Annotated in this window: 17 protein-coding genes; all 17 read left to right on the forward strand. The window is 40.4% G+C overall.

Annotation, left to right across the window (positions count from 1 at the left end; all coding sequences use genetic code 11):
• Window positions 1-8 precede the first annotated feature (8 nt).
• Complete coding sequence (locus tag BM377_RS08920) at window positions 9-2,246, forward strand: DNA gyrase/topoisomerase IV subunit A (RefSeq protein ID WP_092246943.1); 2,238 nt, start codon at window positions 9-11, stop codon at window positions 2,244-2,246.
• Window positions 2,243-2,800: a 16S rRNA (guanine(966)-N(2))-methyltransferase RsmD gene (gene rsmD, locus BM377_RS08925; RefSeq protein ID WP_092246946.1), complete on the forward strand. Its 558-nt coding sequence runs from the start codon at window positions 2,243-2,245 to the stop codon at window positions 2,798-2,800. The genes BM377_RS08920 and rsmD overlap by 4 nt, the downstream gene beginning before the upstream one ends.
• Window positions 2,797-3,282, forward strand: coding sequence for a pantetheine-phosphate adenylyltransferase (gene coaD / locus BM377_RS08930; RefSeq protein WP_092246949.1), 486 nt, complete (start codon window positions 2,797-2,799; stop codon window positions 3,280-3,282). Before rsmD ends, coaD begins: the two co-directional genes overlap by 4 nt.
• An 18-nt stretch (window positions 3,283-3,300) precedes the next feature.
• On the forward strand, window positions 3,301-3,993 hold the full coding sequence (locus BM377_RS08935; protein WP_092246952.1) for an ATPase: 693 nt from the start codon (window positions 3,301-3,303) through the stop codon (window positions 3,991-3,993).
• Between the two features lie 110 nt (window positions 3,994-4,103).
• Window positions 4,104-5,156, forward strand: a complete 1,053-nt coding sequence (locus BM377_RS08940) for an N-acetylmuramoyl-L-alanine amidase family protein (RefSeq protein WP_092246955.1) — start codon at window positions 4,104-4,106, stop codon at window positions 5,154-5,156.
• A 3-nt stretch (window positions 5,157-5,159) separates the two neighbouring features.
• Window positions 5,160-5,900 (forward strand): pseudouridine synthase, encoded by a 741-nt coding sequence (locus BM377_RS08945; RefSeq protein WP_092246958.1) that lies wholly within the window; start codon window positions 5,160-5,162, stop codon window positions 5,898-5,900.
• A 24-nt stretch (window positions 5,901-5,924) separates the two neighbouring features.
• The gene (locus tag BM377_RS08950) at window positions 5,925-6,530 is read left to right on the forward strand and encodes a hypothetical protein (protein WP_092246960.1); all 606 of its coding nucleotides are present in this window, start codon (window positions 5,925-5,927) and stop codon (window positions 6,528-6,530) included.
• A gap of 8 nt (window positions 6,531-6,538) precedes the next feature.
• Window positions 6,539-7,561 carry an RluA family pseudouridine synthase gene (locus tag BM377_RS08955; protein WP_092246963.1) on the forward strand — a complete coding sequence of 341 codons (1,023 nt, stop codon included), beginning with the start codon at window positions 6,539-6,541 and terminating at the stop codon, window positions 7,559-7,561.
• A complete protein-coding gene (locus BM377_RS08960) occupies window positions 7,534-8,070 on the forward strand; it encodes a Holliday junction resolvase RecU (protein ID WP_092246966.1) in 537 nt (178 codons plus the stop codon). Before BM377_RS08955 ends, BM377_RS08960 begins: the two co-directional genes overlap by 28 nt.
• 127 nt (window positions 8,071-8,197) lie before the next feature.
• Window positions 8,198-9,307 carry an ATP phosphoribosyltransferase regulatory subunit gene (gene hisZ, locus BM377_RS08965; protein WP_092246969.1) on the forward strand — a complete coding sequence of 370 codons (1,110 nt, stop codon included), beginning with the start codon at window positions 8,198-8,200 and terminating at the stop codon, window positions 9,305-9,307.
• Window positions 9,308-9,318: 11 nt separating this feature from the next.
• Window positions 9,319-9,954, forward strand: a complete 636-nt coding sequence (gene hisG / locus BM377_RS08970; protein WP_092246972.1) for an ATP phosphoribosyltransferase — start codon at window positions 9,319-9,321, stop codon at window positions 9,952-9,954.
• A complete protein-coding gene (hisD, locus tag BM377_RS08975; RefSeq protein WP_092246973.1) occupies window positions 9,955-11,244 on the forward strand; it encodes a histidinol dehydrogenase in 1,290 nt (429 codons plus the stop codon).
• A 157-nt stretch (window positions 11,245-11,401) separates the two neighbouring features.
• Window positions 11,402-11,992, forward strand: a complete 591-nt coding sequence (hisB, locus tag BM377_RS08980) for an imidazoleglycerol-phosphate dehydratase HisB (RefSeq protein ID WP_092246976.1) — start codon at window positions 11,402-11,404, stop codon at window positions 11,990-11,992.
• 2 nt (window positions 11,993-11,994) lie between these two features.
• Window positions 11,995-13,284, forward strand: a complete 1,290-nt coding sequence (gene hisIE, locus BM377_RS08985; RefSeq protein WP_092246979.1) for a bifunctional phosphoribosyl-AMP cyclohydrolase/phosphoribosyl-ATP diphosphatase HisIE — start codon at window positions 11,995-11,997, stop codon at window positions 13,282-13,284.
• 9 nt (window positions 13,285-13,293) lie between these two features.
• The gene (locus BM377_RS08990) at window positions 13,294-15,168 is read left to right on the forward strand and encodes a TIGR03960 family B12-binding radical SAM protein (protein WP_092246982.1); all 1,875 of its coding nucleotides are present in this window, start codon (window positions 13,294-13,296) and stop codon (window positions 15,166-15,168) included.
• Entirely contained in the window at window positions 15,168-15,896 is a 729-nt protein-coding gene (locus BM377_RS08995; protein ID WP_092246985.1) for a TIGR03936 family radical SAM-associated protein, read from the forward strand. Before BM377_RS08990 ends, BM377_RS08995 begins: the two co-directional genes overlap by 1 nt.
• Window positions 15,889-17,061, forward strand: coding sequence for a ribonuclease E/G (locus BM377_RS09000; protein ID WP_092246988.1), 1,173 nt, complete (start codon window positions 15,889-15,891; stop codon window positions 17,059-17,061). The genes BM377_RS08995 and BM377_RS09000 overlap by 8 nt, the downstream gene beginning before the upstream one ends.
• Window positions 17,062-17,143 lie beyond the last annotated feature (82 nt).

Raw genomic sequence — 17,143 nt, forward strand, 5'->3', positions numbered from 1 at the left:
AGTGATTTATGGAAGACAGAATTATCAGAACCGAATATTCGGACATAATGCAAAAGTCATTCATAGACTATGCGATGAGCGTTATCGTTGCGCGTGCGCTTCCCGATATCAGAGACGGTCTTAAGCCCGTTCAGAGAAGAACTCTCTACGATATGTATGAGCTCGGAATAAGATATGACAGGCCTTACAGAAAGAGTGCCAGAATCGTCGGTGATACGATGGGTAAATATCATCCTCACGGCGACAGCTCAATCTATGACTGTCTTGTTGTAATGACGCAGGATTTCAAGAAGATCGTTCCTCTTGTCGACGGTCACGGTAACTTCGGTAACATCGAGGGTGACGGCGCTGCCGCAATGCGTTATACAGAGGCCAGACTTTCCAAGATAACACAAGAAAACTTCCTTGAAGATCTGGATAAAAACGTAGTTGATTTTCTTCCCAACTTTGATGAGACCGAGAAAGAACCTGCGGTTCTTCCCGTTAAGATACCGAATTTCCTTATAAACGGATCGGAAGGTATCGCCGTTGGTATGGCTACAAGCACGCCGCCTCACAATCTTGCGGAAGTTATCGATGCCGAGATTGCATATATTCAGGATGATACACTTACAACCGCCGACCTTATGAAATATATAAAAGGTCCCGATTTTCCCACCGGTGGTATCGTAATAAACAAAGACGAGCTTAAAGATATCTACGAGACAGGTACAGGTAAGATCAGAGTTCGCGGTAAGGTTGAAACAGAGAAGGGTAAGAACGGTCATATAAATCTTGTTATTACGGAGATTCCTTATACAATGATCGGTGCCGGAATCGGTAAGTTTATGGCAGATGTTGCCGAGCTGGCCGAGAAGAAGATCACCAATGACATTATCGATATTTCCAACCAGTCTTCCAAAGAAGGTATCAGAATAGTTATCGAACTTAAGAAGGACACCGATGTTGAGAACTTCACCAATCTTCTTTACAAGAAGACCAAGCTTGAGGATACCTTCGGTGTAAACATGCTCGCTATCGACAACGGAAGGCCGGAAACAATGTCTCTTAGAGATATCATGCGTGCATGCGCTGATTTCCAGTTTGAAGTTGCGACCAGGAAATATACGACTCTTTTAAAGAAAGAGCAGGAGAAAAAAGAGATACAGGAAGGCCTTATCAAGGCTTGCAATGTAATCGACCTTGTTATAGAGATACTAAGAGGCTCCAAAGACAGAGCAATGGCTAAGAACTGTCTTGTTAACGGTGTTACGGACGGAATAAACTTTAAGTCAAGAGAATCCAAAGCAATGGCTGCACAGCTTCTTTTTACCGAGCCGCAGGCTGATGCAATTCTCGAGATGAGATTATATAAGCTCATCGGACTTGAGCTTGATGCTCTTATCAAAGACCACGAGCAGACAGTTGCCAATATCTACAGATACGAGGATATTCTGGACAGCCACGAATCAATGTCCATGGTTATCCAGAATGATCTTAACAGGATCAAAAAAGAGTATAAGGCAGATCGTAAGACACTTATCGAGAATCGTGAGACTGCCGTATACGAAGAAAAGCCAATCGAAGAAATGGATGTTGCGTTTATTATGGATAAGTTTGGATATGCCAAGACTATCGACGCAACAACATATGAAAAGAATAAAGAGACTATCGAAGCGGAATTCAAGTTCTCATTTATCATGAAGAATACAGGTAAGGTATGCTTCTTTACCAATACAGGTAATCTGCATACGGTAAAGGCTACAGATCTTCCTCAGGGCAAGATGAGAGACAAGGGTGTGCCGATTGACAACGTAAGCAATTTCGATACATCCAAAGAGACTATCGTTCTTGCATCAAGTCAGTCAGACCTTAATCTTTACAGAGTTCTTTTCACAACCAAAACTGCAATGATGAAGGTTGTAGACGGCGGTGAATTCGATGTTTCTAAGAGAACGGTCGCTGCGACCAAATTAAATGATAATGATGAAGTTGTAAGTGTAGAGATACTACATGAGCAAAAAACTGTTATACTTAAATCAAACGAAGGTTTCTTCCTTAGATTTTATGTTGAGACTATACCTGAGAAAAAGAAGGCTGCTGTCGGCGTAAGAGGAATGAGACTTGGAAAGAATGACTTTATCAGAGATGTCTATTATTTAAATGACATGGAAGAGAAGCAGGTTGAGCATAACGATAAAAAGGTTGAGCTTAGCCATCTTAAGATCACAAGCAGAGATACAAAAGGCACGAAGGTGAGATTATGAGAGTAATTGCAGGTTCGGCAAGAAGACTTAAGCTTGTCACTCCTGAAGGTAACGATACAAGACCTACACAAGACAGGATAAAAGAGACATTATTTAATATGATACAGAATCAGGTTCCGGGATCGGTATTTATTGATCTGTTTTCCGGAAGCGGAGGTATCGGTATAGAGGCTTTATCGAGAGGCGCAACAAGAGCATATTTTGTCGAGAATGCCGCAGCGCCGTACAAATGCATCCTTGCCAATCTTAAGACAACGCACTTCGAGGAAGATGCCACTGTTTTTAAGCAGGACGTGGTTATAGCTCTTCGAAATATACACGAAAAAGAAGTTGATATCATCTTTATGGATCCTCCGTATCACGGAGATCTATATGAAAGAACTCTCGCTCAGTTACAGGCAATGAGTTATGTGACGGAAAATACTATGATCATTGCAGAGAGCCCCGTTGACCTCGATTTTTCTTTTGCCGAGGATTACGGATTTGAAGTCAGAAGAGAGAAGGAATACAAGAATAATAAGCATGTATTTCTGTACAGAAAGGACAAAGCATGAAGGTAGCGGTTTATCCCGGAAGTTTTGACCCTGTAACTTACGGTCATCTCGATATAATAAAGCGTGCGTCTACAATGTTTGATAAAGTAATAGTGGCTGTGATGTGTAATTCTGCCAAAACTCCATTGTTTACGCTGGACGAACGTGTTAAAATGTTAAAAGAGTCTTTAAAGGGCGTTAATAATGCTGTTATTGAGTCTTTTGACGGACTACTTATAGATTATTGCAAAAAAGAAGATATCCATATTGTCATTAGAGGCCTTCGAGCTATCACTGATTTTGAGTACGAACTTCAGATTGCTCAGACCAACAAGGAACTTTCTCACAATGAGGTTGATACCGTTTTCCTTACAACGAACCTTAAGTATTCATACCTTAGCAGTTCTGTTGTAAGAGAGGTTGCAAGCTACGGCGGAGACGTTTCTCCTTGTGTTCCCGAGCATGTAGAGCAGGCACTTAAAGACAAGTATGGAAATAGATAAAGTTAGGGGGATCCTACTATGACCAGCAGAATTGAACAGCTGATTGACGAGATCGAGACTTACATTGACAACTGTAAACCCCAGCCTCTTTCTCAGACCAAGATTGTCGTTAACAAAGAAGAGATTGACGAACTTCTCAGGGAACTTAGATCCAAGACTCCCGAGGAGATCAAGAAATATCAGAAGATCATAAGCAATAAAGAGGCTATTTTAAATGATGCTCGTAAGAAGGCCGAGGATATAGTAAATCAGGCTACCATCAAGACTCACGAGCTTATTAACGAGCACGAGATCATGCAGCAGGCTTATGCGCAGGCCAATGAAGTTGTTTCACAGGCAGCTATGCAGGCAAAAGAGATCCTGGATAACGCTACTTTGGAAGCAAACAACATGAAGGCCGCTGCAGTTCAGTATACCGACCAGCTTCTTGCAGGAGTTGAGGATATCATCACTCAGTCTATCGATGCGACTACAAAGAGTAATGACGAGATCATCGAGAGCATCAAGCAGAGCAGTGTCAATATGGTCAAGGATATCACAGCAAGCACAGACAGTGTACTTTCAGCATTTGCTCAGTACAGTGAAGTCATTAAATCCAACAGAGCTGATTTAAGACCGCCTGAGGTTGCTCCGATTCCTGTAGACGGACAGGCACCTGTTGCCGAAGGTGGACTTACGCAGCAGGAAGCACTCAACCTTGATATGATCTGATTAACCGACAAACGGAATAAAAGCTGCCGCGACTGCGACAGCTTTTTATACGTATATCAAATATAAACATCAATTATCATGCATTATTCGCATTATAAAAGGAGTTTTTCATGAAAAAGAAGATTTTTGCTTTGATACTTACAATTGCATTAGCCGTGTCAGGAATTATCCCTGTTAACGGAAGCGAGGTTATCGCTGCCGAAAAGCAGCATGTTATCGTTATCGATCCGGGTCACGGCGGATTCGGCGACAGAAATCTCGGAGCACAGTATAACGGATTATCTGAAAAAGCTCTTACTTTGCAGGTTGCCAATGTAATGAAGACAGAGCTTGAAAAATATGAAAACGTGACTGTTTATCTTACAAGAACAGACGACAGATTTATATCACTTGAAGACAGAGCCGCTTTTGCTCAGAGCGTTAACGCAGAATTTGTTTTCAGTATTCATTTCAACGCTTCGGCAGAGCATCTTTTCTATGGTTCAGAAATTTGGACATCTGCTTTTGATAAATATTACCAGGCCGGCACCAACTTCGGTAATATTGAATCTAATGAGCTTGCTGCTCTCGGTCTTTATCAAAAGGGCGTTAAGACCAAACTCGGATCATCTGGCAAGGATTACTACGGAATAATCAGAGCAAGTGTTGCCAGGAATATGCCTTGCGTTATCATTGAGCATGCATATCTTGACCACGGATATGATCTTCCCATGGTTAAGAACTCAGATTTCATTAATAAGCTTGGCGTAGTTGATGCAACTTCCGTTGCCAAGTACTTCGGACTTAAGTCAACCACATTGGGAGTTGATTATTCGGGAATAAAGAATCCTTCGGTTGCTATACCTAAAGGAGCTGTAGGTCAGGACAATACAGACCCTGAAGTATGCTCAATAAGTGTTCTTGGTACCGATAAGGCAAGCGGTAACGTACTTGTTGAAATGACAGCCAAGGATAGCAACAGTCCCATTATCTATTTCTCTTACAGCTATGATGGCGGTAAGACCTACAGCTATCTTCAGATGTGGGACAGATCCAAGGAAACACAGTCATTTAATGTTACTGTTCCAAAGAGCTGCAAAAATCCCGTTATTGTATGCAAAGCATATAACAACTATGAGCTCTTTAAAGAAAGTAATCAGGTAGCGGTTACAGGCTTAGAGTAATTGATGAGACTTGATAAATTTTTAGGTGACCACAATATAGGCACCAGAAAACAGATAAAAGAATATGTCAAAAACGGCAGATGCTCTGTAAACGGCAATCCCGTTCTTAAAGCAGACATACATATTGATGAAAACTCGGATGAGATTTCTTTTGACGGAAAGGTCTTATCTTACAGCAAGAATCATTATTATATGCTTAATAAACCTGTTGGAGTTGTTTCCGCGACTTTCGACAAAAAGCAGGAGACCGTTATCGATATTTTAAAAGATGAGAATGTAAAGGGCTTAAATCCTTGCGGAAGACTTGATATTGATACGGAAGGACTTCTTCTTTTAACTGATGACGGAGAGCTTATTCACAGGCTGTTATCACCCAAAAAGCACGTTGATAAGACTTATGAGGTTCATATAAGTCATGAGCTTTCGGATGATGATATAAAGCTCTTGGAAGAGGGCGTCGATATCGGCGATAAGAATGACGACGGTTCAAAAAAGCTTACGCTTCCTTCAAAGATTTCTTTCAAAGAGGGTTCGGAACGCGACGAGACCGGTAATCCCGTTATTTTGCTTACGATTCACGAGGGTAGATTCCATCAGGTAAAACGTATGCTCGAAGCTGTCGGTAACGAAGTACTGTTTTTAAAGAGGCTTTCTATGGGAAGTCTTTTGCTTGATCCGGAGCTTAAACCCGGTGAATACAGAGAGCTTACGGCAGAAGAGAAACGTGCTCTTAATATAAAATAAAAGTTTTAATTCAGAGGTTTTATAATGCTTGGAAAAGTAAGTAAGGGTGAATACGGATATATTTCATACAGAAAGAAGCTGACTCTTTTAATAACGATTATCAGCCTGGCTATAACTGTAGGAATTTACCTTACCGGAATTATTATGTATAAAAGCCCTAAGTCGGCATTTAGCATCATAGCTGCGCTCGGCTGCCTTCCGACAGGTTGGTGTGCCGTTAATCTGATCATGTTTATCAGAGCAAAAGCATGCGGCCCGGATGATCATAAAAGAATTGAAAACTGTCGCGGCGGTCTTCTTATAAGATATGACCATGTGATCACTTCATATGATAAAAACTATTATGTGAATGCATCTACAGTTCTTGATAAAAACATATGCTGTTATTCGGCCGATGAAGACATTGATGTTTCGGATTGCGAAGCTCACATCAAGAAAATGATGGCACAGGGCGGTTATTCAAGTTACAGTATCAAGATATTTACGGATATCGATAAGTTCTGCGACAGACTGATTCAGCTCGATAAGCTTAGAAGCGATAAAAGTATCGACCCTCAGGCTATCGAAGATGCCTGGATACCCGGAACGGCGCAGACTCCTGCGAGCATTCTTTTATCAATTTCACTTTAAGGAATAATATGAAAGAAATTATTGTCGGCGTAAATGAAGAGGGCAAGAGACTTGACGGCTTTTTAAAGTCATATCTTCCCAATGCCTCAAAGGGCTTCATTTATAAGATGCTTAGGAAAAAGAATATCACGCTGAATGACAAAAAAGCTGATGGGCTTGAAAAACTAGCCAATGAAGATTCCATCAAGATCTTCTTTTCCGATGAGACGCTAATGAAATTCAAAGGCGAATCCGCAGCTAACGGTAGAGCGGACAATCTTGATGCGGAGAAAATAGATCTTTCTAAATACGGCGATGTATCTGTTTTGTTTGAAAATGACCATGTTTTGTTTGCTTCAAAACCGGCAGGTCTTCTTTCTCAAAAAGCGGATGCGAATGATATGAGCATTAACGACTTTCTTATCGATTATCTTCTAAAGAATAAAAAGATAACGCCGGAAAGTCTTGATACATACAGACCTTCTATATGCAACAGACTCGACAGGAACACAAGCGGAATGGTAATCTGCGCCAAATCTCTTGTCGGAGCACGCTGCATGAATACGATGCTTTCGGACAGAACTTTGGATAAGTATTATATCGCCGTAGTTTCGGGTTTGATCGAAAAAGATTCGTTATTAAAAGGCTATCTGAAAAAAGATACAGATTTAAACAAGGTTGATATTCTTAAAGAAGATCCGAAGGATAGTAATTATTCTTATATAGAAACATATTTTACTCCCGTTAATTATAATTCAGATTCGGATACGACAGTTCTTTTAGTCAAGCTTATTACAGGAAAGCCTCATCAGATAAGAGCGCATCTGTCTAAGACGGGGCACCCTATTATAGGAGATTCAAAATACGGCGGAAGAAAAGTAAAAGGCATTGGCAGACAGTTACTGCACAGCTACAAGATTTCTTTTCCCGAAAATATGCCGGATACACTATGCGATCTAAGCGGAAAAGAATTTATAGCTCCGTTACCGGCTGAATTTGCTTTATTTTGTAGTGGAGGAGATTTATGCCTACATGGAAAACAAGGGGACTGAGAGGTTCTACGCTTGAGGAGCTCATTAACCGCTCAAACGAAAGGTACAGTGAGCTTGGACTTGCGCTTATTCAAAAGATCCCGACACCTATAACTCCGATAAACATCGATAAAGAAACCAGGCACATTACGCTTGCTTATTTCGATCAGAAGAGTACAGTCGATTACATCGGCGTAGTACAGGGGATTCCTGTATGCTTTGATGCAAAAGAATGTGCTTATGATACTTTTACTCTTGAAAACATTCATCCACACCAGGTCGCGTTCATGGACAGTTTTGAAAAACAGGACGGACTTGCATTCTTTTTGATCTACTATACAGCCAGAAACGAGTTTTATTATCTCCCTTACAGGAAATTAAAAGAGTTTTGGGACAGAGCCGAAAACGGAGGCAGAAAGAGCTTTAGACATGATGAGCTCGACCTTTCTTTTATAATTCCTTCTCCGGGAGAGCAGGGAATACTTATTCCTTATCTCGATGCAATTCAGAAAGACCTAGAACAAAGATAAACACGGTTAATACTTGTAAAGGCTTTTTGCTTGACAATGTAATTAAATGAATGTTAAACTCTCTAATATAGTAACGAATTATTAGAGTAGCACTGTACCATGCTAAAGTAGAATAAATGAGGTAATTATGAATAAAGTACTGTTACATACACCTGACGGCGTGCGCGATATATACGGCGCTGAATGCAGCGACAGATTGATCCTCGCCGGTAAAATCCATGAAGTAATGAAGAGTTACGGATATCTTGATATAGATACTCCGACTTTTGAGTTTTTTGATGTATTTGCTGAAGAAATAAATGCAAGCGACGCAAGAGAGCTCTTTAAATTCTTTGATAAGGAAGGCAATACGCTTGTTCTTCGTCCCGACTTTACTCCTTCCATCGCAAGATGCGCATCAAAGGTAATGCTCGAAGATAAAGAGCCTGTGAGAGTTTGCTATGAGGGCAAGACTTTCCTTAATACATCCAATCTTCAGGGTAAGCTCAAAGAGAACTCCAATATCGGTGTGGAACTTATGAATGATTCATCTGTATACGCCGATGCCGAGGTGATAGCTCTTTTGGTAGAAGCGCTTAAATCAACGGGACTCAATGATTTCCAGATCAGCATAGGAGATGCCGATTTCTATAAAGGAATCTGTGAAGAAGCCGGAATCGATGAAGAGACGGAAGAGAAGATAAGAGGCTATATTACAGAGAAGAATTACTACGCTGCAGAGAATATATTGAATGAGAGCGGAGTTTCGCCCAAGCATTCCAAGCTTATTGTCAACGTTGCTGAGTTTATCGGTTCAGATGAAGCACTTGATATGGCTCAGAGCATGGTGACCAATAAGAGATCGCTTGATGCCGTTAAGAGACTTAAGGATCTATATAAGGTTCTTACTAATTACGGTGTTGAGAAATACATATCTTTTGACCTGGGTAATTTAAGTAAATTCAATTATTATACGGGTGTGATCTTCAGTGCATATACATACGGCGTCGGTGATGCCATTGCCAAGGGCGGAAGATACGACAATCTTACGGGTAAGTACGGTAAAAAAGCTCCCGCAATAGGCTTTTCTATTGTTATTGACGACTTGATGTCCGCATTATACAGACAAAATGCCGATGTAGAACACGAATCTGACATTGCTGTCGTAAATTATACATCTGATACATTTGAAGCTGCTCTTAAGCAGGCTAAGGAACTTCGTAAAAACGGCACGCATGTCGTTTTAAAAGCGAAATAATCGGAGGAATTATGAGATATCTTACTTTTGCGCTCGGAAAAGGCCGACTTGTTAACTCTTGCATGGAACTTCTGAATAAATGCGGAATCGAATGCGAAGAGATTTTAGATAAAAAAACACGTAAGCTTATATTTACCAATGAAGAGCTTGGTCTTAAGTTCTTTTTGGCAAAGGGTCCGGATGTCCCGACTTACGTTGAATACGGCGCTGCAGACATCGGTATTGTCGGTGCCGATACAATTATGGAAGAAAACAGAAGAGTATATGAGGTTCTCGATCTGGGATTCGGCAAATGCAGAATGTGCGTCTGCGGCCCTCATGATGCCAAGGAACTTCTTGAGCATAGAGAGCTTATCAGAGTAGCCAGCAAATATCCCAATATTGCCAAAGACTACTTCTTTAACAAGAAGCATCAGACTGTCGATATCATTAAGCTTAACGGCTCTGTTGAGCTCGGTCCTATCGTTAATCTGTCGGATGTGATCGTTGATATTGTAGAAACAGGCTCTACTCTTAAAGAGAACGGTCTCGAAGTTTTGGAAGAGATCTGTCCATTATCTGCCAGAATGATCGTAAATCAGGTCAGCATGCAGATGGAGACTGAAAGGATCAGAAAGCTGATCACAGCTATGAAGGAGAATTTATAAATGCAGACGTTAAAGCTTACAGCAGAAACAAAAGAACAGCTTCTCGGAAACCTTCTTAACAGAAATCCCGGTAGCTATACGGAATACGAAACAATCGTAAATGACATTATTGAGAATGTAAAAAAGAACGGCGATAAGGCTCTTTTCGAGTATACTGCCAAGTTCGATAAATGCGATATTGACTCATCTTGCGTTAAAGTCACAAAAGAAGAGATTGAAAAAGCATATTCACTTCTTGACGCAAAGTTTGTTGAAGTCATGAAGAAGAGCGCTGAGAACATCAGAAAATTCCATGAAAAGCAAAAGAGAAACACATGGATAGATACCAAGGAAGACGGAAGCATTCTCGGTCAGAGAATCCTCCCCATTGAGATCTCCGGTGTATATGTTCCCGGCGGAAAAGCAGCGTATCCTTCCAGTGTTCTTATGAATGTTGTTCCCGCCAAAGTGGCAGGTGTAGAGCGCATCGTTATGTGCACTCCTCCCGGAAAGGACGGAAATGTCAATCCCGGAACTCTTGTAGCTGCCGATATTGCAGGTGTTACAGAGGTATACAAGGTTGGCGGAGCTCAGGCTATCGCAGCTATGGCATTCGGAACAGAAAGTATTCCCAAGGTTGATAAGATCACAGGTCCCGGCAATATCTTCGTAGCCCTTGCCAAGAAAGCTTGCTTTGGACATGTATCAATTGACTCTATAGCAGGTCCCAGTGAGATACTTGTTCTTGCAGATGAGACAGCCAATCCAAGATATGTTGCTGCAGATCTTTTATCTCAGGCAGAGCACGATGAGATGGCAAGTGCCATTCTTATCACAACATCTCAGGAACTTGCCGATAACGTAGCAAAAGAGATCGACGGCTTTTTAAAAGAGCTTTCAAGAGCTGATATTATCAAGAAATCACTTGATAATTACGGCTATATGTTTGTGGCAGAAAATATGGAAGATGCAATAGATGCTGCCAATGCAGTAGCTTCCGAGCACCTTGAGATAATTACAAAGAATCCCTATGAGGTAATGACCAAGATTAAGAATGCGGGCGCCATTTTCCTTGGAGAGTATTCTTCAGAACCACTCGGAGATTATTTTGCAGGCCCCAACCACATTCTTCCCACAAACAGAACAGCAAGATTCTTCTCACCTCTTAATGTTGATGATTTCATGAAAAAGACAAGCATCATCGCATATTCCAGAGATGCTCTTGCTAAGGTTCACGAAGACATCGAGCTTTTTGCCAAGGAAGAGGGACTTACGGCTCACGCCAATTCAATCGCTGTAAGATTTGAGTAAAAAGAAATGATCAGTTCGTATTGAATCGGAAATTAACATAAGATTTTGCAAGTTTTCTTTCCAAAAAGTCTATAAACTGCAAGTTTATCGGATTTTTATAGTTTTTTAACATAAAATAACACCATATATTGTTATCGACAATAAGGAGACACAAGTTATGGAAAATAGAATTGCAAGTGTTACGCGAAAGACTAAAGAGACTGATATCACTGTAACCATCAATATTGATGGAAAAGGAGCAGGTGATATTTCTACAGGAATAGGTTTCTTCGATCACATGCTTGAAGGATTTGCCAAACACGGTCTGTTTGATCTGACTGTAAAAGTGAAAGGCGATCTTAATGTCGACGGACACCACACAGTGGAAGATACAGCAATTGTGCTTGGTCAGGCTTTTCTTGAAGCTATCGGCGACAAGAAGGGGATCAAAAGATACGGAAACATGATTCTTCCTATGGACGAAACACTTGTGATGAGTGCCGTGGATTTTTGCGGAAGACCGTATTTTGTAATGGATGCAGGTTTTGAGTCACCCATGGTAGGTGATTTTGATACTCAGCTTGTAAGAGAGTTTTTCTATTCATTCTCTTACGCGGCAATGATGAATCTACACCTTCGTGTTATTACAGGCTTCAACGATCACCACAAGATAGAAGCTATGTTTAAAGCTCTTTCCAAAGCTTTGGATGAAGCTACGACTTATGATCCCAGAATAACCGATGTTTTAAGCACAAAAGGAGCTCTTTGAGAATGAATTATAACAAGAAATTTATACCATGCATTTATCTATTTCAGGGAAAGGCATATTTGGATTTTAATAAGTCAAATGCTTTGTTTGACGATCCGGTAACGCTTGCTTCTCGTTATTCCGACTGCGGTGCCGATGAAATAATCATATTTGACCTTTCGACCGAAGGAAACGATAAGGAGCATGAAGAGGCTCTTGATATCATTAAGAAGATATGTAAGGTTGTCGATACCGATGTTATCGGTGCCGGAAACGTTAAGCGTATGGAAGATATCAAAAAGCTTCTCTATGCGGGATGCAAAAAGGCTTGTCTTAATTTCTCAAAACAGGGAAATGTTGAGATCATCAAGGAAGTATCCGATAAATTCGGCAAGGATAAGATCTGTGTTTGCTACAGCAACAACGGACAGATTTATGATAATAAAGAGCTTGTAAATACTTATGCGTGCGAGCTTATAAATATTGCAGATGAAGATCTTACAAATGTTACCTTTACAGAGCTCCCCATCATCGTGCTTAAAAAGGCCGCAGGCATTGAAGATGTTGAAAAGCTCTTTTCAGAAAGCAAAGTATCCGGTATTAGCGGAAATGCCGTTAATGATAACTGCGCCAAGATAGATGAATGGAAAGCAGTATGTAATTCCAAGAACATACCCATCTGCAAACTTGAAGCAAAGTTCTCATGGGCTAATCTTAAAAAGAATTCAGATGGCATGGTTCCCGTTATTGTTCAGGACTACAGAACCGATCAGGTGCTTATGCTTGCTTATATGAACGAAGAAGCATATAACAAGACTCTCGAGACCGGCAAGATGACATATTACAGCCGTAGCAGACAGAGCCTTTGGCTTAAGGGCGAGACAAGCTCTCACTTCCAGTATGTAAAGGCTTTGTACGCAGACTGTGATTATGATACAATTCTTGCAAAGGTAAAACAGATAGGAGCTGCTTGCCATACCGGAAACTATTCATGCTTCTTTAATGAAATTGCAAGCAAGGATTACAGTGAAAAGAACCCTCAGAAGGTTTTGGACAGTGTCTTTGACGTTATCAAAGACAGAAAAGTAAATCCGAGAGAAGGCTCTTATACCAATTATCTTTTTGATAAGGGAATAGATAAGATTCTTAAGAAGGTGGGAGAAGAGGCTACTGAGATCGTTATCGCAGCCAAGAATCCCAATGAGAACGAAATTGTTTACGAATTATCTGATTTCCTGTATCATATGATGGTCCTCATGGCAGAAAAGAATGTCAAGTGGGAGGACGTTACAGACGAACTGTCAAGAAGATAAGGAAATAATATGAATTATAATTTAGCCCTGCCGGATGAGATACTTCTAAGTATAGAGAAACCGGAGAGATACATAGGCAATGAGGTTAACAGCGTGACCAAGGATAAAGAGAGCGTTGATATCCGATTTGCCATGTGTTTCCCTGATGTTTACGAGATTGGAATGTCTCATTTGGGAATTCAAATACTTTACGGAATGTTCAATTCTTATGAAGACGTATGGTGCGAACGTGTCTATTCTCCTTGGACCGACATGGACGCAGTCTTAAGAAAAGAGAACATTCCTCTTTTTGCGTTAGAATCACAAGATCCCGTAAAAGACTTTGATTTTCTGGGATTCACACTCCAGTATGAGATGTGTTACACAAATATCCTTCAGATACTCGATCTTTCCAAGATAGCTCTTTTAGCAAAAGACAGAACATGGGATGATCCCATTGTCATAGGCGGAGGACCATGTACCTATAATCCCGAGCCCATAACGGATTTCTTTGACATATTCTATATTGGTGAAGGCGAGACTAAGTACAGAGAGATTTTTGATATTTATAAAAAAGCCAGAAAAGACGGAATGTCCAGGATTGACTTCTTACATGAATGTGCCAAGCTTCAAGGCATCTATGTTCCCGCTTTTTATGATGTAAAATACAAGGAAGACGGAACAATACTTTCCATGCTTCCTATCTATGATGACATTCCTAAAGTTATCTATAAAGAGATGTGCCTTGATCTCAATGAAACCTTTTATCCGACAAAGCCGGTGGTTCCCTATATAAAGATCACGCAGGACAGAGTCGTTTTGGAGATCATGCGAGGCTGTATCAGAGGCTGCAGATTCTGCCAGGCGGGTCAGCTTTATAAACCTCTCAGAGAAAAAGATGTTGAGCATCTTAAAGAGCTTGCCATAGAGGCTCTAAAGAACACAGGATATGAAGAAATATCATTAAGTTCGCTTAGCTCAAGCGATTACACCATGCTTCCCGAGCTTATTGATTTCCTGATAAAAAGCTGTAATGAGAAGAAGGTTAATATTTCGCTTCCTTCGCTTCGTATCGATGCATTTTCATTGGATGTTATGAGCAAGGTTCAAGATGTCAAAAAAAGCAGTCTTACATTTGCTCCCGAAGCAGGAACACAGAGGATGCGCGATGTTATAAACAAAGGCCTTACGGAAGAAGATATCTTAAGAGGATCTCATGAAGCATTTTTAGGCGGATGGAATAAGGTTAAGCTTTACTTTATGCTGGGTCTACCCACAGAAACAGATGATGATATTCTCGGTATCGGTGATATCGCCAATAAAGTTGCCGTTGAATATTTTGAGACGGTACCAAAGGAAAAGAGAAACGGTCGTACGATAGATATTGTTGCAAGTACATCTTTCTTTGTTCCCAAGCCATTCACTCCTTTCCAGTGGGCTCCCATGAACACGAAAGAGCAGTTCCTTGATAAGGCGGATAAAACACGAAAAGGCATTATGGCTCAGCTCAATCAAAAGCACATCAAATACAACTGGCACGAAGCTGATGCCAGTATGATGGAAGGCGTTCTTGCAAGAGGCGACAGAAGACTTAATGAGGTCATTCTGAAAGCATATAAAAAAGGCTGCATATTTGATGCCTGGGGAGAATACTTTAAGTTTGACGTTTGGATGGACGTATTTAAGAAATGCGGCGTCGATCCGTTCTTCTATACGACAAGAGTAAGAGAAGATGACGAAATATTCCCTTGGGACATCATCAATCCCGGCGTGACCAAGGCATTCCTCTTAAGAGAGTGGAAGACAGCCCTTTCAGGTAAAAAATCAAGTAACTGCAGACAACAATGTCTTGGTTGCGGAGCTGCATCGTACGGTGTTGGTGTTTGCTTTAAGGAGCGTACATAATGAATAAATTACGCTTGAAATTTTCAAAAAACGGCCCGATTAAATTCATAGGACACCTTGATGTAATGCGCTATTTCCAGAAGGCAATAAGAAGAGCGGAGATAGACATCAAATACTCCGAAGGCTTCAGTCCGCATCAGGTAATTTCTTTTGCGCAGCCCCTTTCCGTAGGTGCTACCAGTGACGGCGAATATATGGATATGACCGTTAATTCAATGGTTAGCACATCAGATGTTATGAATAGACTTAACGCTGTAATGAACGAAGGAATCGAGATTCTTGCTATAAGAGAACTCGGTGAACGCGAAGAAAAGGCAATGACCGCAGCTTTCGCCGCAAAGTACAGAATAAAATTCAGAGATAGTCTAAAGCCTGATTTTAACTGGATAGAAGAATTTGAAAAATACCTTCAAAAAGACAGACTTCCTGCCATGAAAAAGACCAAGAGCGGCGAAAAAGAGATTGATATGAAGCCTCTTATTTTTGAATACTCTTTTGACAGAGAAAAAGAGAGTGTTACACTGCTTCTTAGCATGAGCAGCGCAGCTACTTTAAAACCGGCTCTTTTATTTGGTGCATTCTTTGCTTCGCTTAACAAAGAGCTTTCAACCAACGCTTTGGATGTACACAGAATAGATATTTACAAATATGCGGAAGATGGCGATGTTAAATACATCGAGCCATTCATTACAGATGATATCAATACGAGGTTCATACTAAATGGCTGAGATTATTGTTTCAAGCTACAAAGGAACTCCAGTTGTTACAGCGTTTATCGATAACAAGCTTGAGTTTTTATCCTTTGTAAGAGACAGTGAGATTCATAATATTTATGTAGGCCGTGTCGATCACATTGTGAAGAATATCGACGCAGCCTTTGTTAAGTATGCGGAAGATAGGGTTGGATATCTCCCCCTCAAAAACATAACAAGTGCTTGCGTTCTAAATAAGAAGTATTCTACGGGTGATAAGCTTTGTAACGGAGACATTGTTCTCGTCCAGGTTGAATCCGAAGCTGTAAAGACCAAGAAAACAAAACTTACAACCAATCTTTCCATTCCCGGTAAATATGCCGTTCTGACACTTGGTAAAACCGGAATAGGAGCCTCGGTCAAGCTTTCTGATTCTCTCAGAGATAAGTACACAGAACTTGTAAGAGATGATTATTTTGGTTTCCTTAATGGTATACGTGATTCATTATATGATTCCGATATCGGTCTTATTATAAGAACTGAAGTATCAGAGCTTGATGATAATGTCATAAAAGAAGAGGTTTTGGATAGTTGTAAGGAAACAGCTGATATACTATGTAATATTATAAAGTTATCAAGAAATCGCACCATATACTCATTGATGTACAAGGCCGATAACAACGATCTGGACGCCCATATTAAAAAAGCAACTGCTTTCATTAAAAACCGTGGGATCTCAGATATCAATCTTATAGAAGACTCATGTATATACGGTATTCCTTCCAAGATTGAAGAACTATGCAGAAACAAAGTATGGCTCAAGAGCGGCGCTTTTATTATCATCGAACAGTTGGAAAGCTTTAACGCCATTGATGTTAATACCGGTAAAGCCATCAAAGGCAAGGATATTGGTGAAGCTGTTAATAATGAAGCGGCTGTAGAAATAATGCGACAGATACGACTTCGCAATCTTACAGGCATGATACTTATCGATTTTATAAATATGAATGATGAAGAACAAAAGCAAAAACTTATCGATAAAGTGAAAAAATTATGCAAGCAAGATCCGATACATACGTCATTTATTGATATTACGGGCCTTGGCATCATGGAACTCATAAGAAATAAAAACGATAAATCATTAAAAGAAATATTAAAGGATGTAGAAAAAGCTGTTGACAACAGTAAACATCAATGTTAATATATCTTGGTATGCCGCATAACTAGGCTTAAGTGGATTTATCCCGCCAAAGTTAGCGAGTTTTTTTGAAGAAGGAGGTAAC

It is taken from the genome of Butyrivibrio sp. INlla21 (genome assembly GCF_900116875.1).
Classification (GTDB): domain Bacteria; phylum Bacillota; class Clostridia; order Lachnospirales; family Lachnospiraceae; genus Butyrivibrio.